Genomic DNA, 20,734 nt, shown 5'->3' with positions numbered 1-20,734 from the left:
GCGTGAGCGGGGATGAGCCCAGCGAGTTTGCGGGCCTCGTCGATGACGGCGCGTGCTCCCCGCGTGAGCGGGGATGAGCCCGCCTGTTTCGTGACATCCGTGAGGAAACCGCCGTGCTCCCCGCGTGAGCGGGGATGAGCCTGCGATCGGCGCCGACAAGATCACCGGCGCACTGTGCTCCCCGCGTGAGCGGGGATGAGCCCCCCGTAGGAAATTGTCTGACGGCGCAATAGTCGTGCTCCCCGCGTGAGCGGGGATGAGCCTCATGCGCCGCCTCATGTGCGTTTGGGTACGGGGTGCTCCCCGCGTGAGCGGGGATGAGCCGGTTGGCCTCAAAGTCATTCTTGACAACATCACGTGCTCCCCGCGTGAGCGGGGATGAGTCCGTAAGCGTAGTCGCTTCGTGAACTCGGTGACAGTGCTCCCCGCGTGAGCGGGGATGAGCCCGCCTGTTTCGTGACATCCGTGAGGAAACCGCCGTGCTCCCCGCGTGAGCGGGGATGAGCCGATCCGATCCAATTCCCCTCGAAGACCGCGTCGGTGCTCCCCGCGTGAGCGGGGATGAGCCGAACGACTATGCCGAAGCGGATTCAGCGACGCAGTGCTCCCCGCGTGAGCGGGGATGAGCCTCCGAGCCGATGCGCTTCGGGAAAACTGAGATCGTGCTCCCCGCGTGAGCGGGGATGAGCCGTTTTTGCAGGAGCGGTCCAAGCGATCCAAGAAGTGCTCCCCGCGTGAGCGGGGATGAGCCGGAGCGTGGGACAAGAGTTTCTGGCGTGAAACGGTGCTCCCCGCGTGAGCGGGGATGAGCCCCGGTCTCGGTCGAACCGGGCGCCGGTAGGGGCGTGCTCCCCGCGTGAGCGGGGATGAGCCTCCTCCTCAGCGCCTGCGGCCACGAATCCTGAGGGTGCTCCCCGCGTGAGCGGGGATGAGCCGACACGGAAATACTTCGCCGCGTAATCAATGGCGTGCTCCCCGCGTGAGCGGGGATGAGCCTGGCAGATCCTCAAAAACAAAGGCATGGAGGCGGTGCTCCCCGCGTGAGCGGGGATGAGCCGGTCATTTCGGACTGGCGTTTCTCCGTGTGGACGTGCTCCCCGCGTGAGCGGGGATGAGCCGGCCATGATGACGCCGACGGCTGTGGCGATCGCGTGCTCCCCGCGTGAGCGGGGATGAGCCAGCTGAGGCACAGATCGTTCAGGCGATCATGAAGTGCTTCCCGCGTGAGCGGGGATGAGCCCACAGGGGGCAGCACGCTCCACCTCGTGCGGGTGTGCTCCCCGCGTGAGCGGGGATGAGCCGATTTCGGTGACGATCTCACCGCAAGCGGAGATGTGCTCCCCGCGTGAGCGGGGATGAGCCGGCCCCTCACAGCCCCTCACCCCTCCCCTGCTCGTGCTCCCCGCGTGAGCGGGGATGAGCCGAGTTGGCAAAGTGGGGTTGAATTATGGTGGCAGTGCTCCCCGCGTGAGCGGGGATGAGCCAGTGGGACATGAGAATGCCTAAACCTTGACACTGTGCTCCCCGCGTGAGCGGGGATGAGCCGTCTGCGGATCTGCTCTGCAACGCCAATGGGGTGTGCTCCCCGCGTGAGCGGGGATGAGCCCACCCGATGCGCGCGCGATCCCCGATACATGGAGTGCTCCCCGCGTGAGCGGGGATGAGCCCCGGACGAACACGAGGACGGTGGCGAGCATGCCGTGCTCCCCGCGTGAGCGGGGATGAGCCGATGCCTTGGATGACGGTGAAGATGCTTTGGATGTGCTCCTCGCGTGAGCGGGGATGAGCCCGCATACAGGGCTCGGCGCGCATCCTGATAGCCGTGCTCCCCGCGTGAGCGGGGATGAGCCGCGTTGTGTGGAGGTTCGGCATAGCGCTGGGTGGTGCTCCCCGCGTGAGCGGGGATGAATCGGCCTGCTGGGTGTCCGGGATGTTCAGGAACAGGTGCTTTCCGCGCGAGTAGGGATGACTCCGTCTGCATTGCGCCCTTGGTAGCGAAGGCCTTGGCGATCTGAGGGACCGGCTCGCCATTCGGGAAAACCTGTACAAGCCCTTCGCTCCGCCTTTTGAGATAAGCCTTGGGCACGAGCAAAATCGTCACAACTGCGCAAAGCGCGACCAGATCATGTGTCACCAGGACCTGCACCAGACCCCATTGTTAACATCTGTATCACAGCTAACAACGCCGCAGCCTCTCACGGGCAGGTTTTGCAAAATCCCAACTTCTTCGGAACGTGATGAAATAGGGGGGTGTCATCTGGGTTGAGGGCTTTCATGTCATCGTTGTGGGCGAGGTTGAAAGGCACTTATGGGGTTGATCTGATCCCTGAGCAGCCGCCCGTGCAAGAGAATCGCAGAACCGAGGCGCGGACCCGTCCTTTCGCCGCCCCTCGGACGGGAGGCCGTAGCGCGACGAGCGGGAGTGAGCAGCATTCGTCTGTTTCTTCCGCTGATTCGCGAGTGCGTGAATATGTGAATGCTCTGGAGCGCTCCTTGAGTCCGCAAGAGGTTGATGAGGCGCGCGAGCTCGCAATTTCAGGTTGGCAACGCCTCCAAGCCATGCCGGGCGGGGTACAGATTTCCGGTCAACTGGCCGTCGCGGTGCGAGCAGGAGATGTCGAAGGGGCTGTCGACGTCCTCGTGAAGAACGCGGGCTACCGGAGGATGGAGGCTGTTGCGTTCGTCGCCGCTTTCATGATGGTTCTCGCTTCTGGGCAACGCGTAGCCGACGAGGCCGAAGAGGCTGATCGTGAATACCGGCAGCTCATCAGCCGTGGCTTGCCTCCGATCAATAGTGACGAGGTCGCAATGCTGTGGACTGGCGAAGCTCATGTTGCCTGTGCGCGTTATCAGCGACGCAGCGGGGTTAGCGAAGAGGACGCGCGAACCATGATTCGTTTGGCGGCGAAGATGGCGGCGGCGGAAGGCAACTTCCCCGCAGGCACTCTCCCTCATTAAGGAGGGAAGCTCTTCTGTGGCTGCCTTGTCTCTCAGCGTTTCATGCGCGCGGGAGAACGGGCTCCCGACCTCCCGTGCGTGCTTGCCGGAAATGCGAGGCTGCTTTAAGTGCGAGGCATCCGGAAGTTCGTGGTTGCCGGAAGTACGAACGTGCCGGGAAGAAGAGTTCCCCAAAACCAAGCGCCCCAACTCAGGACGCTGGTCGATGCAAGAAGCGCCAAGCCGCAGCGAGCCACGACAGGGCGACTCCTGGGGTAGCGGAGCTAGGGCTTGCGCGTTCCGAAAAAATAGATATCATTTTGATAAGCGGTTTGCTTGAAGTTGATAGCTGCCTTGCTTGAAGCTGTGCATCCGGCGCGGCCAGCGAGGCTCTTCGAGGAGGTCCCCATGAACACCCAGGCCCCAATCGTCGATCCCGAGGTGGAAAACGACCCCACCAGTGTCACCGCCAGAATCGACATTGCCGAACGTCCCGCAGCGTCGATCAGCTCCGCAGCAGCCTTTCCCGCAGCCCTGCTTCTCCTCGCCGGATTCGCCTACTCCATCTACACCTTCATCATCGGTGCGGTCATGAGCGACGCGGAAGAACCTGGCGGAATCGCCCGCATCATCGCAGGCATCCTCCTCTTCCTGCTCGTCCTCATCCTCATGACTTCCCTCGCTGTCATCTCGCCCGGACAGACCTCCGTGCGCCAATTCTTCGGGAAATACATCGGCACCGTCCGCCGCACCGGCCTCGTCCTCGTGCCCCCACTGACAAACGGCAAAAGGGTCTCCGTCAAGGTCCACAACTTCGAGACGAACGAGCTGAAAGTCAACGATTCAGACGGCAACCCCGTGAACATCGCGGCGATCGTCGTCTGGCAGGTCGCCGACACTGCGCGCGCCGTCTTCGCCGTCGAAGAGTACGAGGAGTTCATCAAGGCACAGGCCGAGTCGGCCCTCCGCCACGTCGCGACCACCCATCCCTACGATGAGCCCGGCCCCGGTGAGACCTCGCTTCGTGGAGGCACCGACCTCGTGAGTGCAGAACTCGCCGAAGAGGTCGCCAACCGCGTCGCCCTCGCGGGCCTCGAAATCGTCGAGGTCCGCATCTCCTCCCTCGCCTATGCGCCCGAGATCGCCCAAGCCATGCTCCAACGCCAGCAGGCCGGAGCCGTCATCGCCGCCCGCGAGCAGATCGTCGAGGGCGCGGTCACGATGGTCGACCAGGCACTCAAACGTCTGGAGGATAACGACATCGTTGAGCTCGACGACGAGCGCAAAGCCCAGATGGTCTCCAATCTCCTCGTGGTCCTCTGTTCCGATACGAGGACGCAACCCGTCGTCAATGCCGGTTCGCTGTACTGAGGTGAGCACTCATCATGATGTCGCTGCCTTCGGAAGTTGAGGCTCTGGCGCAATTCTGGGGTGCGGGCCATGGCTGAGAAGCGTGAGCGCAAGCAGGTCCTGCTCCGGCTCGATCCGGCCGTCCATGAGGCTCTTGCCAAGTGGGCGGCCGACGAGCTGCGTTCGGTGAACGCCCAGATCGAGGTCGTCTTGCGCAGGGCCTTGAAAGATGCCGGGAGGGAGGCCAAAGCCGCCCCCATGCGGGGGCGCGGCAGGCCTCGCAAGGACGAGGACGGGGCGACTTCGCAGGGCTGAGGGTTGAGCGGGGCTCGCAAAGGCAAGGGGAGGGCTCGTCCTCGGAGTGAGGAGGCGCGAGCACCCTTGCTGGGTGAGAGTGAAGGTGGGGCATTCCCCATCGGGTGAGAGTGAAGGCGGGGTATCCCTCGCAAGGATGAGGATGCGGAGGGGCAACTCCAAGGTGAACCCCGCAAGCAGTGCGGAAAGATCCCGTGTCATATATGGAAAATTCCAAATATGAGATACGGAAAATTCCGCATATCTTGCTAGTCTGAGTTCATGAAGTCGTACATTCCGCGCCTCGTTGATGCCGAGCTGGAGCGAGGACTGCGCGCATCGGGGGCTGTCGAGATCTGTGGACCTCGAGCCTGCGGGAAGACTGAGACGGCGCGTCATGCTGTGAACGCGGCTGGCGGCTCTCAGATCAGCTTGGACGTTGCGGGCACCACGATGGATCTTCTGCGCTCTGCTCCTGGGCAGATTCTCCTTGGCGACACTCCCCGACTCATTGACGAATGGCAGTCGCTACCGCAGATCTGGAACCTCGTACGTCACGAGATCGACGATCGTGGACAGAAGGGGCAGTTCATCCTCACTGGTTCTTCAACTCCGGAAGAAGACTCCCTGCGCCATTCCGGGGCGGGGCGGATTCGTCGACTCACAATGAGAACGATGTCCCTCTATGAACGCGGACTCAATCAAGGGAATCTTTCTCTCGCATCACTGTTCGAGGGAACAGCTGAAGTGAGGGGCGAGGTCGATGCGAGCGTCACCGATTACATCTCTTGGATGGCATCCGGGGGATGGCCAGGATTCCTCGGCCTCGATACGCAAGACGCCGCAGATAAAGTCGCCGCTTACATCGAGCAGATAGAAGAACACGATTATCCGATCGTCGCGGGAATGCGACGTGATCCCCGCAGATTCGGCGCTTTCCTCAGAGCTTACGCAGGGCTGATCGCCCAACCTGCGACCTTTGCGGCTGTCAGAAGAAGGATCGGAGAAATCTCCCAAGGAGAGCCCTCTGAGCAGTTTGTTCCTCTTCTCCATGATTTCGCCTGCCGACTCTTCCTCGTCGAAGATCAACCGGCGTGGTCTCCCCGTTTGCGTTCGAAGGCCGGCCTCGTGCAGACACCGAAGCGCCACCTCGCCGATGTCTCATTGGCGATGAGCCTTCTCGGGGGTGCTCCCGAACGCTTCGAATCGGACCCGGAAACACTCGGCATCCTCTTCGAATCACTGGTGGTGCATGAACTGCGTGTTTACGCGCAATCGATCCGCGCTCGCGGAGTCTTCCACCTGCGAGATGGCAAGGGGCGCCTTGAGATCGACGCGATCATCGAGTCCCGCTCTGGAGACTGGATCGGTGTCGAGGCTCAGCTCTCGCACTTGTCAGTTGACGAGGCCGCAGCAAACCTTCTTCGAGTCGCCTCCCACATCGAGCGAAGCCCGAGCGCCCTCGTCGTCGTCATTCCATCCGGGCCGGTCATTCGGCGCACAGATGGGGTCTGGGTGATTCCCCTGGCGGTGCTCCGCCCGTAGCTCCGCATCGCGTCGGCGCTCCCTCGGGGTATTGACCCCTTGGTGGTGTGCCCGGGCAGTCATCTCCGGCACCATGCCTGGGTATTCATCGAAGACAGGTGGTCTGTTGTTCGGTTCTGAGTGAGTGCGCTTCGGCCGTTAGTGGAGGGGTTCGCGGCAATTGGAGGGGATATAGTCCCTCCTTTTGTCGTCAAACCCTCCACTTGGGGGCTCGTTCGCGACACAGCTTAGGGAAGTCGCCGCCGCCCACCGGGCCTATCAGCCGAGCCTTCGCCGGGCTGCACCTCGCAGTGCTCATACCCCGCTTCTGATTGTCGTGCGTCGCAGTGTCTATACCCCGCTTTTTGCCGTCTCACAGTGCTTTCGACGGGCAACCAGGATGCCCTGCTCGTGCGGCGACGCTGAGGATTCGAGCCCGGTAGACTTACCCGCGGTGCGGCCATCGTCGCGCCTACATCGAAATCGCGGGAGATTCCAATGCCAGCCGTCATCGTGCTCGGCGCCCAGTGGGGCGACGAGGGTAAGGGCAAGGCGACCGATCAGCTCGGTCAGAACACCGACTATGTCGTGAAGTTCAACGGCGGCAACAACGCCGGACACACCGTCGTCATTGATGGAGAGAAATACGCCCTCCACCTTTTGCCTGCGGGAATCCTCTCCGAGGGCGTGACCCCGATCATTGGTAACGGCGTTGTTGTCGACATTGAGGTCATGTTCCAGGAGATCGATGAGATGGCGTCCCGTGGCGTGGACTGCTCGCGTCTGAAGGTTTCCTCGAATGCGCACATCATCCCGAGCTACAACCGCCTCATGGATCAGGCCAATGAGCGGGCCCGTGGGAAGAATCAGATCGGGACGACTGGCCGTGGGATCGGCCCGACCTACGCGGACAAGATGAACCGTATTGGCATTCGCATCCAGGATCTCTTTGATCCTGAGGGCCTTGCTGAGAAGGTTGAGGCGGCGCTCGCTCCGAAGAACGAGATTTTCGCCGCTGTCGGCATGGAGACCCTCAACCCGGAGGTTGTGACCGAAGAGCTCCTCGCTTACGCGGATCGCATCCGCCCAATGATGTGCGATGTGTCTTTGGAGGTCAATGAGGCGCTCGATCGTGGAGATACGGTCCTCTTCGAGGGCGGCCAGGCGACGATGCTCGACATCGACCACGGCACCTACCCCTTCGTTACTTCCTCGAACCCGACTGCGGGTGGTGCTTTGACCGGCGCCGGGGTTGGTCCGACCCGTATCGACCGGGTTATTGGCGTCGCCAAGGCGTACACGACTCGAGTGGGAGAGGGCCCTTTCCCGACTGAACTTGACGACGAGGTCGGGGAGGCTTTGCGCATCAAGGGTGGAGAATTCGGCGTCACGACAGGGCGTGCGCGTAGAACGGGCTGGTTCGATGCGGTTGTTGTCCGTTACGCGACTCGCATCAATGGGCTCACTGACATTTGTTTAACGAAGCTTGATGTTCTGTCTGGTTATCCGTTGATTCCCGTGTGCGTCGCTTACGAGATTGATGGTGTGCGCGCTGAGGAGATGCCGCTCGATCAGGCTGGATTCGCGAAGGCTGTTCCGGTGTATGAGGAGCTGCCGGGCTGGGATGAGGACATCAGCGGTTGCCGGACTTTCGAGGAGTTGCCCGCAAATGCGCAGGCGTACATCGCGCGCCTCGAGGAGTTGTCGAAGTGCCGGATTCAGTCGATCGGCGTGGGCCCTGGCCGTGAGGCGACGATTGTCCGGTACCCGTTGATCTGAGATCGAGTAGCCGTAGCGACAGCCCTACTAGCGAGCCCTGGCCACAGTCTTGATGGCGACCCGTGGCAACGGGCCTTGATGGCGAACTGTGTCGACGGCACTGACCTTGGCGATAGCTTTTCTGGCGAGTAGGGCTTGGCCGTAGGCGATCGGCGAGTGGGTCCCGACCGTAGGTGCCTCGACTGCCGTGACCCACCGTAAAGGCTTCAACTGTCGTGACCCGCCGTGGGGGCTTCAACTGTCATGTCCCCCTGGGCTGTCGTATTGATGGTGTGTCGCGTTTTTAGGGTGCTCCTTAGAGTGCTCGGACGAATTGGATGGCGATTTCGAGGGGAATGGGGTCCCATTTTATGACGTAGCGGACTGCGGCCATTTCTCCGGATTTTGAGGAATCTCGGACCTGGAGGACTTCGGCGCGCTCGACGGGGTTTTCAGCGAGCATCCTCTCGAGGGAAAGACCATAGGCGCTGCGGTAATGGTCGCGCTGCGATGCCTTGCGGGGATTGTTGTGATGCACCGCCCACGTTGCGATACCGAATATCGCTGCAAGGGGAACCCCGTAAACGAGGAGTGGAACGATGAAATCCATATCGGTCAATCCTTGGTAGCAGTCGGCCATCGCGCACCGGGAAAATCGGCGAGCGCGCACTTCATTGCGTCATTGCTGCACTTTAGGTGTGGAGTGTTGCGTCGAAGAGGGATGAAACTCCTGACCATGTGGGACTCCAGTGAGAAGCTCGTGCCCATGCGCGACGCTACTGGTAGTCGAGGACGTTTTTGCACAGAGCGTTGTACCAGACCCGTGAGTGCTGCGTCGAAGAGGGGGCGAAGCTCCTGACCATGTGGGATTCCACTGACAGTCGAGGACGATTTTGCGCAGAGCGTTGCACTGAAGAGGTCGAAGGCCGTGAGGAGTCTGGCGAAGAATGAGGTGCTTGTGAAGCGAGGCGAGGTGCTTTTCAAGCCTCGAGGGCGAGGGCCAGGGGAGTGGCAGAAAAGTGGGGCACCGAGCCGAAAGCGCCTGTCGGCGCGAAGGCCGCTCGTAGCGGCGAAGTGTGGAGCCCGGGGCTTAACGACTCGGTGCGCGCACAAGCATACGCGTTCACGCCCATTCGCGGGTCGTGGAGAACGTGGATCATCCCACGTGGACCTGATTGTTCAGCTGGATCCGCTCAGGAGGCCGTGGCGTGCCGCTCGGCACATGAGTGTTGAATGCCGCTCCTTTGCCTGATGGATGCCTCAGCGCGGGGAATGAGGGCATCCGCATGAGACGATGAAGGACATGGATACCCGCTCGGATTCTTCGGCCAAGAACCCTTTCCCCTCGCGTGCTCAAATGACGAGGGCGAGGCTGGCTGCCGAGGCCGAGGCGTCAATCGAGACGGCGCGCTACGCGAAGCAAGATGCTCCGCGTAGCGCTGAAAGCGCTGCTCCGCGCACTAACTGGGATGCCGTGCTGCTGGGCGAAGCGCCTTCTGCTCCACCTGGAAAGTCTTCATCTGTGGGTGGGGCTAGGGGCTTGGGTATGCCGCCTTTTGCTCCGGTGCGTCGGCGCACGGCACAGGTAGGCGCTGAGGGTGCTGCTTCGCTCGACGCTGAGGACACTGCGCCACTCCACGCTGAGCGCGCCACTCCGCAGGACGTTCAGGGCACTACGGCGCTCACCAGCAAGAGCGCTGAACGTGCAACTCCACAAGATCCGAAGAGCTTTCCTTGGCGGGACGCTCAGAGTGCTACTCCGCCCGTCAGTGACCACGCCGCACGGCCCATCAGCGGGACCACCACAGGGTTCACCAGTGAGAGTGATGCTCCGCCCACCAATGAGCACACCGCTTCCCTCGACACTGAAAGCTCTACTCCGCACAGTGCTGAGGCCACCTCTCCGCGTCGGAAGAGGCGGAAAGATGAAAGCACCTTTGCCAAGAGCGCCTCCGCTCCCCGTAGGCGATCCACTCCAATCGAGGGCTTCACGAGCACGAGCATGCCGATCGACTCGGGAATGCGAGTATCGGCCCTCAGCGTGCTCCTTTTCTCCGCGCTCACAATTGCAGCCTGGGCTTTGCCCGGCGCAGCCTGGAGCTTTTCCCCAGTGATCGTTGTCGCGGGCCTCGCCCTCGCCCTGGGATGGAATGCTCTGACCGGTATTGAACTGCCTGTGCCGACTATCGGAGTTCTCGCTCTCTCAGCCCTCTTCGTTCCCCTGATGGTCGCCTATACGCACAATCTCGGTTCGGTTGTCCCAGTGGCGGGAGTCGCTTCAAGTCTCCTCATCGCGGCGACGGTGATGTCCTTGCCGGCTCCACGGGACCGTTCACGTGAAGAACGAGCAGGCGATTCCCCACAAGGAAATCCCTCACAAGGAAGGGGAAGAGGATCCACGTGCTCAGCCACCCTTCCGGCTTCGACTCTGGAGGACGGGAACCTTCAACCCCCCAGACGCGCGACCCCTGTTGACTCCTCAATGCCGAACTACTTGGTCCTTTCTCATGCGATCGCCGCTCAGGCGCTCATCATGAGCGGCACTGCGTGGGTAGCGCTCGACGCTTTGAACCAATGGGAGATCATCATTCCAATTGCAGCGATCATTATTGCGGCCGTCGTCTGGGGTGACCAGATCGGTTCGAGCTACCGTTCTCAGTCCCTTGGTGCCCTGGGGACCGGAGTGCTCGCGGGAGTCATTGCTGCGAGCGCTTTCTGGGGTGTTGGAATGATGACCTCCGTCACTCCGATCGTTTTGCCGGGAGTCACCCACGTTTTCGGCCGCCTGTCTGCAGTCCTTCTCCTCGGAGGCATCGCGGGACTTTCGGTGGCGCTATCCGTGATCGTCCTCGATGGGCTCCTTGGCGATCACATTATGCGACGCCCACCCCTGGGTGCACTGGCCAGAGGAGCGGCGAAGTTCTTGGTTGCCGCTACTCCGATCTACGCGATCGTCCGCATCGGGGGAATCTGAGTCGGAGCCCCGCCCCTGGGCTCTCTCTTCTCCCCGGTCATTGCGTTCGGTCGGCGGCCCCTCGCCGCCAGAAGCATCGCTAGATGCCGATCCTCTGTGCGCAGCCCATGACATCGCCCCGGGCTCATCCCTTTACCGCACGTGCTCAGCGCGTATCAGGATTGGCCTGCAAGATCGCAGCGGGCACGCTCAGGCCCTACCCTTGTGCTCATGATGGTCATTCCCGCGGATCTTCCCGCTTCTCTCGCCCCTCTCGCTTGGATGCTCGGAACCTGGAAGGGCTGGGGCATGCACTCCGGCTTCGACGAGGCCGAGGACTTCGCCGTCATCGAGGAGATCACGGGAACAATCTGCGGAGAGCAGATGCTTCTCACAACCTCGATCTACCGTGGCGTTCCGAAAGCGGATGTTCAGATCGACCCGGTGTGGGATGCGGCCACGGGATTGGCGAATATTGCTCGCGGGGACTTGATCTTTGAAGAGTCGATGTACGTGTCCGTCCTTCCCGGTTCGGGGGTCCTTCCCAAGCCGGGAGAGTATGTGCCTCGCGAGTTCACTGCGACCTCGGCGACAACGAACGCTCTTGGTGTCTTGTGGGCCGGAGTCGGTGTGGGTCCTCGTGTCCAAATGGTCTCGGATGCGATTGCACGCGGAGCGGGAGCTCAAGAGGTCGAGCACCTCGGGCGAATGTACGGCTTAGTCGCCGGTGAGCTCATGTGGACTCAGGAACGCACTCTCACCTCCAGTGAGGCCGAGGTCGAGATGTCCGGCCGACTCATGCGCGTCGCCCAGGCGACGACCGAATCCGGTGAGACGGTCGAGGGGATCGACACTGAGGCCGAGGGCGGGCTCGGTGAATGAAAGTGAACACCATCCCTGAAGAGCCTGTGAGCCCGGAGCCTGAGTCCCTCGAATCCGAGATATTGACGAGGCCTGGGGCTGAGGGTCTTGAAGAGACAAGCCCAGCGCCCGAAGACTCAAGGCTTGCAGAAGGCCCAGATCCTGCGGTCCTTGAGTCCGCAGGGGCAGCGGCGCCCACGATTACGGGCGCTGAGCTCGCAGGTCCAGCCTCCACAGGACACGCACGCGCAGAGCGCGAATCCACAAGCCCAGCGCCCGCCGCACCTTCGGATGAATGGCGTTCCCCTATGACGCGCCTGCCCGGCGCAGTCCTCAGCTGCGAATTCACCGATTCCCCTCGCCCCGCCCCTTCCCGTCCCATCGCCCTGCACTACTCGGACCCCTCGGGCGAGCAATGGGCCCTCGAAGAGGGACGCGGCCTCGTGGACCGCGCAGACCTGGGAATCATCGCCGTTTCCGGCACAGACCGTCACAGCTGGCTCACCTCCATCACCTCCCAGATCATCACCGGCATGGGGCCAGGCGATTCGAAAGAACTCCTCGTCCTCGACCCCCAAGGGCATATCGAACATGCCGCCGCAGTCGCGGACGACGGGGAAACGACCTGGCTCATCTGCGAGGGCCACGACACCGAGGGCCTCGCCGCATTCCTCGACTCCATGCGCTTCGCTTTGCGAGTCGAGGTGAGAATCTGCCGCGAATACACGCTCTTCGCGAGCGCGGGCAGTGACACGGACACGGCCCAGGGCCTGCACGGCCTCCTCCTGAGCTGGGCCGATCCCTGGCCCGGGACCGTTAAAGGGGGTACCGAGTACTTCCAAGGCCCCCACCCTGGCTTGCGTTCGAGAATGCGCCTCCACCTTGTCGCCCGTGAGAAGGCCGAAGAATTCACGAGGGCATGGTTCGGCGCAGACCCGAATCGCCGCCCATCGGGAATGCTCGCCTGGGAGGCGATGCGCATCGCCTCGTGGCGTCCTCGTCTCGGATGGGAAACCGACGCCCGTTCCATCCCTGCTGAACTCGATTGGCTGCGAACCGCCGTCCACACGAACAAGGGCTGCTACCGAGGCCAAGAGTCCATCGCTCGCGTCATCAACCTCGGACGCCCACCGCGAAGGCTCGTCTTCCTCCAACTCGACGGCTCCAGGGGGGACCTGCCCGACGAGGGAACACGCATTGAATGGCGGGGCCGCGTCGTCGGTGTCATCACCTCAGTGGCCCGCCACGCGGAAATGGGGCCGATCGCCCTCGCCCTCCTCGCTCGCAATGTGCCCGCCGACATCGTCTTCGACCTCGATGGGATCGCCGCCGCGCAAGAACTCATCGTCCCCATTGATGGCAAGTCCGCGATCTCCCCGAAGCAACGGCCCGGAGCAGAACTCGCCAACCCGCAGCTGCGTCGCCACGACGTGTCCCCGATCGGCGGCCTGGGCGCTTTGGGGGCCCGCTGATGCGCGCCGTCATCCAAAGGGTCGCCCGAGCCAGCGTCGACGTTGAAGGCACAACCGTCGGAGAGATCACAGGGCCTGGACTCATGGTGCTCCTCGGAGTCGCCCGAGATGACGGCTGCGAACAGGTCGCGACTCTTGCGCGCAAAATCGCCGAATTACGCATTCTCGAAGGCGAGCGTTCTGTTATGGAAGTCGACGCTCCCATCCTCGTCGTCAGCCAGTTCACCCTGTACGGCGATACGAGGAAGGGGCGGCGGCCCTCCTGGTCGAAAGCAGCTCCCTCTGAGCAGGCCGAACCCCTCGTCAACGCGCTCGTAGAGGATCTGCGCGCTCGCGGTCTTCATGTGGAGACCGGGGTTTTCGGCGCGATGATGGAAGTGTCGCTCGTCAATTCGGGGCCCTTCACCGTTCTTGTTGAAGCTTGAGGGGTGAAAACGGGGCCCGGGTAGAGACCAGAAGTGAGTGGGGACGGGAACTGAGCGGCGGCAAGAAAGGAGTGAGCGTAGGAAACGAGCCACAGCAGGAAGTGCTCGATAGCTGGAAACGAGCGGTGGCAGGAAATGAATAGCCGCAGGAAGGGGGCTGTGGCTGGACATGAGCGGTGGTAGGAGGCGAGCGGCCAGCGAGGCTGCCCCCTGTCAACGTCACTCGGGCAAAGCATGCCACAATGCATGAGGATCGCTGTCCATCGGAAGAAGACCTGAGGTATTGATGACTCCCCGTGCCGCTTCGCGTCATGCTGCTTCGCGCTCTCGTCGAAGCCTGCTCCAGCGGACCCCGGCGATCATTGTCATCGTCTTCTCAATGGTGGTGTCACTCCTCGCGATCATCTCCCGAGGCATCGAAACCACTGAAGTCAACGTGGACGACGGCGGCATCTGGGTGACCAACGAGTCGAAACTCATGGTCGGTCACATGAACTATGACGCTCGAATCCTCGACGCCGCTTTTTTGACGGAATCGACAGATTTCGACATCGGCCAAGCCGAAGACACCGTCACCTTCTCCGACTTCACCTCCCGATCCATCGCACCGGTCGACGTGTCGAGTGTCGCCCTGGGGGCTGCGACTTCGCTGCCTGAAAGCGCTGTCGCCATGCAAGGCGGCCCAGCCATTGGCGTCATCGACCCCACTGAAGGAAACGTGTGGCTCTCCGATGCCACAGCCCCCTCCTCGATCGCCTACACCCAAGAAACAGCGCTGAAGAGCGGATTAGAAGATGGGGCTGTCGCCACCTCGATCAATGGGACCGTCTACGCTCTTTCTGCCGTCGCAGGTGAACTCTTCACCGCTCAACGCACCGGCGCCGTCATCGAGACTCATCAGACCCCAGTCCCCGGACTGTCCCACACAGCCGAACTCAGCCTGACAGTCGTCGGAGAACACGCCGTCGGCCTCGACTCCACGAGCAACACCCTTGTTCTGCCCAATGGCAAACTGTATGACCTCTCCGCCGAGGGGATCTCCCAAGGGGTCGTCCTCCAACAGCCCGGACCGGCTTCGGACGATGTTCTCCTGGCAACGACGAGCGCGCTTTTCGCAGTGCCCCTCAAAGGTGGTCAAGCGAAAGTTCTTGGCTCATCCCCCAATGAGCTCGCAGGCCAGGCAGCTGCCCCGGTTCGCCACAATCGCTGCGCCTACGCGGCCTGGGCGGTGTCGGGAGCCTACCTGCGGGTCTGTGACGATGCCGCGATGAATGAATCAAGCATCGTCGAAACTCTCCAAGGGGCCGAGGAGATTGTCTTTCGCACGAACCGCACCCGGATCGTCCTCAACGACATCGGCAATGGTTCCGTTTGGCTTCCCGACGAGAACATGGTGTTGATGAGTGACTGGGACCAAGTCGAGAAGGAACTCGTCAAGAACAAGACCCAGGAAGAGACTCCTGAGCTCAGTGAGGAGATCGCCGACCCTGAAAGGCAGGAGAAGAACACTCCTCCTGAAGCGGTCGACGACGAGTTCGGCATCCGTCCGGGGCGTTCGACCACCTTGCCGGTGTTGAACAACGACTCGGATGCCGACGGCGACGTCTTAACGGCGAGGGCCCTTGAAGCCGCCGACTTCGGTCGGGTCGTGTCAACCCGAGGCGGTCGCGCCCTGCAGATCACGGACGTGGATGAACAACAGACGGGCACAACCTCTTTCGTGTACGAGGCGACGGACGGGGAGGCCGCCGACACGGCGACTGTGACGGTGTCAGTGCATCCCTGGTCCGTCAATGAAGGGCCCCAACAAGTCCGCAATCCCCTCATCAAGATCGGAGCTGAAGCTCAGATCGAATACAACGTTCTCTCCGACTGGATCGACCCCGACGGCGACCAGATCTACCTCGCCGGAGCGCTCGCCTCTGAAGGCCTGTCCGTGCAGTTCTCAGAAGACGGGACCGTGTCGATCAAAGAACTCGGAGCAGGCCCCGGTATGAAGACCATCGGGATCGAAGTCTCTGATGGGCGTGAAACCACCAGCGGAGTCCTCACACTCAACGTGCAAGAGGCCGGCAATCTTGCTCCCACTGCCAACGCCGACTTCTACGTCGCACGAGTCGGAGAACCCCTCGTCCTCGATCCGATCAGCAACGACACCGATCCCAATGGGGACGCACTGTCCCTGGTCGCCGTATCTATCGCACCCGTGACGACGACTCTGGTTCCGGATCTGAACTTGGGGACCATCACCTTCACCGGCACCGCCCCGGGCTCGTACCAGTTCACGTACACGGTGACCGATGGGCCATCGACAGCCCTGGGCGTCATCCGAGTCGATGTCGTTGACGCCGAGGAGAAGGCCACCCCCATCGCTGAAGATGATCTGGCGGTCTTGCCCGCCGGAGGATCAACCCTGGTCGCCCCCTTGGCTAATGACACGGATCCGGCTGGCGGGGTCCTCGTCGTTCAGAGCATTGAGGTCGATGAATCCCTTGGATTGCAGGTCACTCTCATCGACCGGCATATTTTGCGTATCACTGCGCCTTCGGGCCTGGAGGATTCAGTCGCCTTCACATACACCGTTTCCAATGGGCAGGACACGGCGCGCGCGCAGGTGACGGTCGTTCCTACGAGATCCAGGGACGTGAATGAAGCGCCCGAAGTCAATCCTGATAGTGCGAAAGTGCGTGTGGGAGATCTCGGCTCCGTAGCGGTTTTGGCGAATGACCGTTCCCCTGCGGGCCTGACGATGACCCTGCTGACAACGCTTGAGGACACCACGAATAGGCCGGAAGTCGGTTCAGCTTTCGTCACGGGTGATCTTGTTCGTTTCGAAGCGGGAGACACCCCGGGGATTGTCACTGTGACCTACACGGTGCGCGACTCTGCGGGCAATGAGGCCTCCTCAACGGTCACTTTTGAAGTAATCGCGGATTCTCAGACGAACTCTGCTCCCCAACCCAAAGCACTGACCGCGTGGGCGGTCACATCCGAAATGACGAGGATTCCGGTGCCCCTCAACGGCATCGACCCGGATGGGGACTCCGTGGCCTTGGTCGGAATCGAACAGTCGCCGACGAAGGGCACTGTCGAACTGGGAACGAGTTGGCTCGAATACACGCCCTCCAAGGGGGTGAAGGGCACTGACGTTTTCACCTACATCGTTGAGGATCGTAAGGGTAAACAGGCAACGGCTCGTGTTCGCGTGGGGATTGCGCCTCCTGCGACTCGGAACCAAGATCCAATCGCCGTCGATGATGCCATGACGATCCGCCCAGATCGTGAAGTGTCGGTCGGTGTGCTGGCGAATGACATTGATGCAGACGGGGACACGATTTCCCTGGTCGAGGGGTCCTTGCTCGCCAGCAGCGAGGCTTTGGGGGCTCGTATTACGGGCACAAGCATCACTTTCACCTCTCCCAGGGACGAGGGCGATTATGCGGTCGCCTATCGGATCTCCGACGGGAAGGGAGGCATGGACACGGGTAATCTGGCGATCCACGTCAAACGAGATGCTCCGCTGCAAGCCCCGATTGCACGCGACGATGTTGTCGCCATCTCCGAATTGCCTGCGAATAACGGCAAGGTCCGTGTCGCGGTGACGCACAACGACGACGACCCGGATGGTGTTCTCGCCGACCTCAGCGTGTCAACGAACTCTCCCATCGCCTCGGTCGAGGGACACGAACTGCTCATCACTCCGGCTGAGAGCAGGACGCTGGTCGTCTACACGATCACGGACCTGGACGGTTTGAGTTCCTCCGCAGTCGTTTTCGTCCCAGGAATCAACCGGACGAACCCAGTGATCGATGAGACCCGTATTCCCCTGGAAGTGCGTGCCGGTGAAGACCTCAATATCGACATCAACGACTATGTCATGGTGCGCACCGGGCGCAGCGCGCACATCGTGAATGCGAATTCCTTGACGAGTTCGGTCGGCATTGACCCCGGGATTGAACTCGTGGGAGACCATTCGATTAAGTTCCACGTCGCCAAGGATTACGTCGGGAAGAGTTCTCTCTCTTTCGAAGTCCGCGACGGCCTTGCAGATGATGACTCTGCACTTTCAGCTGTTTTGACGATCCCCATCAGAGTCAAAGCGACGAGCAACCATCCTCCGACGCTGACTCCCACAGCCATCAGAATCGCCGTGGGAGATGACCCGGTTTCCTACGATCTTTCCTTGATGGTCAACGATCCAGACGACGAAGACCCGAGATCCTTCGCCTACTCCTTGGTGAAGAGCCCCTCCGGCGCGAGCGTGTCGCTCAGCGGGCACACGTTATCTGTTCAGGCTCTGGCCGGACAGCAAAAGGGCGACCTCGAACCCATTACGGTCACCGTCAATGATGGCTCGGGTGAGGTTGAGGCGCAGATTCCCCTGAAAATCGTCGCTTCCACTGCGGAGCTTGCACGTGCAACGGATATTGAGATCACTACCGCTAATGCTGGACAAGCGGTGACTGTTGATTTGACTCCCGCGCTGTTCAACCCCTTCAAAGAGACTCGGCTGCGCATCCATTCGGTGCAGTTCCAAGTTGGGGAGGGCACTTTGGATCCCGACCCCAAACGCTACGCTCTGACGATCACTCCGCAGGCGGGCAGGAGCGGGTCAATGGTCGTGACGTATAAGGTCGCTGATGCGACGGAGGACCCGTCGCGTTATGTGCAGGGCAAAATCATTTTGACTGTTCGCGATCGTCCTGCCCCTCCCACAGTAGTCAAAGCCTCTGTTGCGGGCGCCGGTAGGGCCCGAGTGTCCTTCACCCCTGGGGCGAATAACGGCGCGCAGATCGACCACTATGAGATGACGGATGTGACGACGGGGCAGAGCTACAGGTGTGCGACGGCTCTGTGTGAGGCATCCGGTTTGCGTAATGGTGAGGAGCACGCTTTCACGGTTCGCGCTCATAACGAGGTCGGATATTCGGATCCTTCTGCCGTGTCGAACTACGAACTCATTGACGCGGTCCCCGGTAAAGTGCCCACGCCGACGATTGAAGCGGGGGATCGTGAACTCGTGGTCTCTTGGGCTCCCCCGCACAATGAGGGCTCTGCGATCACGAGGTACACGCTGAGCATTGCCGGGGTGGATGGCATCAGGACCCAGGAAGTGACCTCCACGAGCGCCGTCGTGAGGGGCTTGAGGAACGGCCAGTCCTACACTCTCAGCGTTGTCGCCCACAATAGGGCGAAGGAACCCTCGCAAAGTTCGGATGGCGCCATCGGTACCCCCTATGGTTTCCCCGATACCCCGAGCTCGGTCACGGCCACTGTGATTGAAGCGAGTGCTGACGGGCAGAGCGCGACCGTGCAGGTGTCCTGGAATCGGGGTAGTCCTGAGGATTCTGATTGGGGTAACACCACGGTGAGTGTCGGGGGGATCTCGACAAGCGTTGACAAGAACCAGGTGTCGGCGGTCATTGGCGGTGTCGTGCCGGAAATCAGTCATGAGGTGAGGGTGCAGACCTCAAATATTCATGGCAACACATCCAATGTCGGCATATCGAGTGTGAAGGTGTCCACCATTCCCCTCGCGCCCGCCACCGACAATCTCAGGCTTGAACCGACGGGTGTGAAGGGAGAACTCAAGGTTCGTGGCCTGTCGAAGAGGGGTGGGCGTGGATACGATTCGAGCGACCTTCAGATCCACTACGCGGTTGCGGGCCAGGCGTGCAACGCGAATAGCGAGCTCCTCGACATGACGAGGATGACCGTCAACTCGCACAGCAATGACCCCGTCTCCTATTCCTTCTGTCAGGTCGGTGTCGCTTCAACGGGTCATTCTTCGGTTTCTGAAACTGTGACGGCGCAAGCCGTGGCCCCCGAATCGAAACCTGAGACTCCGACTTTGACGGCCCCCCTCGTTTCAGCGTCGAGTATTACCGTCAAATGGAATATCGAAACGGCAAGCCCGCCTGTCACAAGTGCGGTTCTGATTGTTGATGGTTCGCGGGTTCCAGTCGAATACAAGAATGGCGCTTACACGCTTTCAGAGCTGGAAGCGGGTAAAGCCCATACTTTCGTTCTGGAGATTTCGAATGTGTGGGGTGCGAGCTCATCCGCGCCCCTGACAGTAGCCGCCCAGGGGGCTGGCGGTTGATGTGGGCCAATAACTGTGGAGCGGAAGAATCCCAGTCGCAAACTCGTGACATGCTTTCAAAGATGACAAGGATCTAGGACCGATATGACGATCAGTATTCAAGACGCCACCCGATTCGCCCAGACCTTCGCAGGACTGGTGGAGGGGATCTCCACGGCCGTCCTCGACAAGGAGCATACGATCCGTCTGGCTCTGACGACGATGTTCGCAGGCGGGCATCTTCTCCTTGAAGATGCTCCCGGTACGGGCAAAACCGCTTTGGCTCGCGCCATGTCGAAGGTCATCGACTCGAAAACCACTCGAATCCAGTTCACCCCCGACCTGCTGCCCTCCGATATCACCGGCGTCAACATGTACGACCAGAAAACCGGTGATTGGCGATTCCACAGGGGCCCGATTTTCGCTGAAATCGTCCTCGCCGATGAGATCAACCGTGCTTCACCCAAGACCCAGTCGGCGCTCCTCGAAGTGATGGAAGAAGCCCAGGTGACGGTCGACGGTGTGCGCCACCCTGCGCCCGCTCCCTTCATGGTGATCGCGACCCAGAACCCGATCGAACAGGCCGGCACGTACCCCCTGCCTGAAGCGCAGCTCGACCGTTTCCTCATGAAAACATCAATCGGCTATCCCTCGCGCGCAGCCATGATTGATGTCCTCAACGGAGCGGCTGCGCCCGACCGTTCACAACGAGTCAGGCCCCTGCTCAGAGCGGACCAGGTTGTTCGACTTTCTGAGCTTGCAGCCCTCAATCACACGGATCGTGCAATTCTCGACTACATCGCCGCCCTGGCTGAAGCGACCAGAGCGGATGAGTCATCAACCCTGGGTGTCTCCACGAGAGGCGCAATCGGCATGGCGCGCTGTATTCGTGTGTGGGCCGCCGCCCAGGGACGCAACTTCGTCTTGCCGGATGATGTCAAGGATCTCGCTGTTCCCGTGTGGGCGCACCGGATCCTCGTCGACCCGGATGCTTCTTTCTCCGGGGCCACAGCCGAGGGCGTCATCAAGCGCGCCTTGACCACTGTTCCCGCACCGGCGGTGGGTGCCTGACCCCGGT

Annotated in this window: 12 protein-coding genes and 1 CRISPR repeat array (1 of these 13 cut by a window edge); of the genes, 11 read left to right on the top strand and 1 reads right to left on the bottom strand. The window is 61.4% G+C overall.

The genetic code is table 11. From position 1 onward, the window contains the following. Positions 1-1,911: a CRISPR direct-repeat array (repeat unit 28 nt; unit sequence GTGCTCCCCGCGTGAGCGGGGATGAGCC) (it extends 1,961 nt beyond the left edge of the window). Between the two features lie 582 nt (positions 1,912-2,493). The 5 genes from FFA61_RS07845 to FFA61_RS07825 all read left to right on the top strand — a co-directional run bounded on the left by FFA61_RS07845 (position 2,494) and on the right by FFA61_RS07825 (position 7,884). Continuing rightward, on the top strand, positions 2,494-2,958 hold the full coding sequence (locus FFA61_RS07845) for a hypothetical protein (protein ID WP_131247234.1): 465 nt from the start codon (positions 2,494-2,496) through the stop codon (positions 2,956-2,958). A 387-nt stretch (positions 2,959-3,345) separates the two neighbouring features. Next, positions 3,346-4,308, top strand: coding sequence for an SPFH domain-containing protein (locus FFA61_RS07840; RefSeq protein WP_051057818.1), 963 nt, complete (start codon positions 3,346-3,348; stop codon positions 4,306-4,308). 69 nt (positions 4,309-4,377) lie between these two features. Then, positions 4,378-4,602: a type II toxin-antitoxin system antitoxin gene (locus FFA61_RS07835; protein WP_005963263.1), complete on the top strand. Its 225-nt coding sequence runs from the start codon at positions 4,378-4,380 to the stop codon at positions 4,600-4,602. A gap of 261 nt (positions 4,603-4,863) precedes the next feature. Then, complete coding sequence (locus FFA61_RS07830; protein ID WP_005963265.1) at positions 4,864-6,126, top strand: ATP-binding protein; 1,263 nt, start codon at positions 4,864-4,866, stop codon at positions 6,124-6,126. 477 nt (positions 6,127-6,603) lie between these two features. After that, positions 6,604-7,884: an adenylosuccinate synthase gene (locus FFA61_RS07825; RefSeq protein WP_005963267.1), complete on the top strand. Its 1,281-nt coding sequence runs from the start codon at positions 6,604-6,606 to the stop codon at positions 7,882-7,884. Positions 7,885-8,179: 295 nt separating this feature from the next. Here the strand turns inward: FFA61_RS07825 and FFA61_RS07820 are convergent, their stop codons facing one another. Next, a complete protein-coding gene (locus FFA61_RS07820; RefSeq protein WP_131247235.1) occupies positions 8,180-8,473 on the bottom strand; it encodes a hypothetical protein in 294 nt (97 codons plus the stop codon). 1,392 nt (positions 8,474-9,865) lie between these two features. On the opposite strand from FFA61_RS07820, the gene FFA61_RS09435 reads away from it, so the two are divergent. The 6 genes from FFA61_RS09435 (at position 9,866) to FFA61_RS07790 (ending at position 20,727) form a co-directional block, all read left to right on the top strand. Further along, a complete protein-coding gene (locus FFA61_RS09435; RefSeq protein WP_242600876.1) occupies positions 9,866-10,837 on the top strand; it encodes a hypothetical protein in 972 nt (323 codons plus the stop codon). 210 nt (positions 10,838-11,047) lie between these two features. Then, on the top strand, positions 11,048-11,698 hold the full coding sequence (locus tag FFA61_RS07810; RefSeq protein ID WP_005963273.1) for a heme-binding beta-barrel domain-containing protein: 651 nt from the start codon (positions 11,048-11,050) through the stop codon (positions 11,696-11,698). A 287-nt stretch (positions 11,699-11,985) separates the two neighbouring features. Next, on the top strand, positions 11,986-13,149 hold the full coding sequence (gene ygfZ / locus FFA61_RS07805) for a CAF17-like 4Fe-4S cluster assembly/insertion protein YgfZ (RefSeq protein WP_040313999.1): 1,164 nt from the start codon (positions 11,986-11,988) through the stop codon (positions 13,147-13,149). Continuing rightward, positions 13,149-13,574, top strand: coding sequence for a D-aminoacyl-tRNA deacylase (dtd, locus tag FFA61_RS07800; protein WP_005963277.1), 426 nt, complete (start codon positions 13,149-13,151; stop codon positions 13,572-13,574). Before ygfZ ends, dtd begins: the two co-directional genes overlap by 1 nt. A gap of 379 nt (positions 13,575-13,953) precedes the next feature. Next, positions 13,954-19,677 (top strand): Ig-like domain-containing protein, encoded by a 5,724-nt coding sequence (locus FFA61_RS07795; protein ID WP_005963279.1) that lies wholly within the window; start codon positions 13,954-13,956, stop codon positions 19,675-19,677. 84 nt (positions 19,678-19,761) lie between these two features. Further along, on the top strand, positions 19,762-20,727 hold the full coding sequence (locus FFA61_RS07790; protein WP_005963281.1) for an AAA family ATPase: 966 nt from the start codon (positions 19,762-19,764) through the stop codon (positions 20,725-20,727). Positions 20,728-20,734: the final 7 nt, after the last annotated feature.

The organism is Schaalia cardiffensis F0333, from assembly GCF_005886435.1.
GTDB classification, from domain to species: domain Bacteria; phylum Actinomycetota; class Actinomycetes; order Actinomycetales; family Actinomycetaceae; genus Pauljensenia; species Pauljensenia cardiffensis.
The sequence above is the reverse complement of the archived record's forward strand: the minus strand, read 5'-3'. Positions and strand labels throughout refer to the sequence as shown.

Coding starts and splice junctions, on each gene's coding strand:
- dtd (WP_005963277.1), top strand. CDS start 13,149: ATGCGCGCCGTCATCCAAAGGGTCGCCCGAGCCAGCGTCGACGTTGAA.
- FFA61_RS07835 (WP_005963263.1), top strand. CDS start 4,378: ATGGCTGAGAAGCGTGAGCGCAAGCAGGTCCTGCTCCGGCTCGATCCG.
- FFA61_RS07825 (WP_005963267.1), top strand. CDS start 6,604: ATGCCAGCCGTCATCGTGCTCGGCGCCCAGTGGGGCGACGAGGGTAAG.
- FFA61_RS07820 (WP_131247235.1), bottom strand. CDS start 8,473: ATGGATTTCATCGTTCCACTCCTCGTTTACGGGGTTCCCCTTGCAGCG.
- FFA61_RS07810 (WP_005963273.1), top strand. CDS start 11,048: ATGATGGTCATTCCCGCGGATCTTCCCGCTTCTCTCGCCCCTCTCGCT.
- FFA61_RS07840 (WP_051057818.1), top strand. CDS start 3,346: ATGAACACCCAGGCCCCAATCGTCGATCCCGAGGTGGAAAACGACCCC.
- FFA61_RS07795 (WP_005963279.1), top strand. CDS start 13,954: ATGGTGGTGTCACTCCTCGCGATCATCTCCCGAGGCATCGAAACCACT.
- FFA61_RS07830 (WP_005963265.1), top strand. CDS start 4,864: ATGAAGTCGTACATTCCGCGCCTCGTTGATGCCGAGCTGGAGCGAGGA.
- FFA61_RS09435 (WP_242600876.1), top strand. CDS start 9,866: ATGCCGATCGACTCGGGAATGCGAGTATCGGCCCTCAGCGTGCTCCTT.
- FFA61_RS07790 (WP_005963281.1), top strand. CDS start 19,762: ATGACGATCAGTATTCAAGACGCCACCCGATTCGCCCAGACCTTCGCA.
- ygfZ (WP_040313999.1), top strand. CDS start 11,986: ATGACGCGCCTGCCCGGCGCAGTCCTCAGCTGCGAATTCACCGATTCC.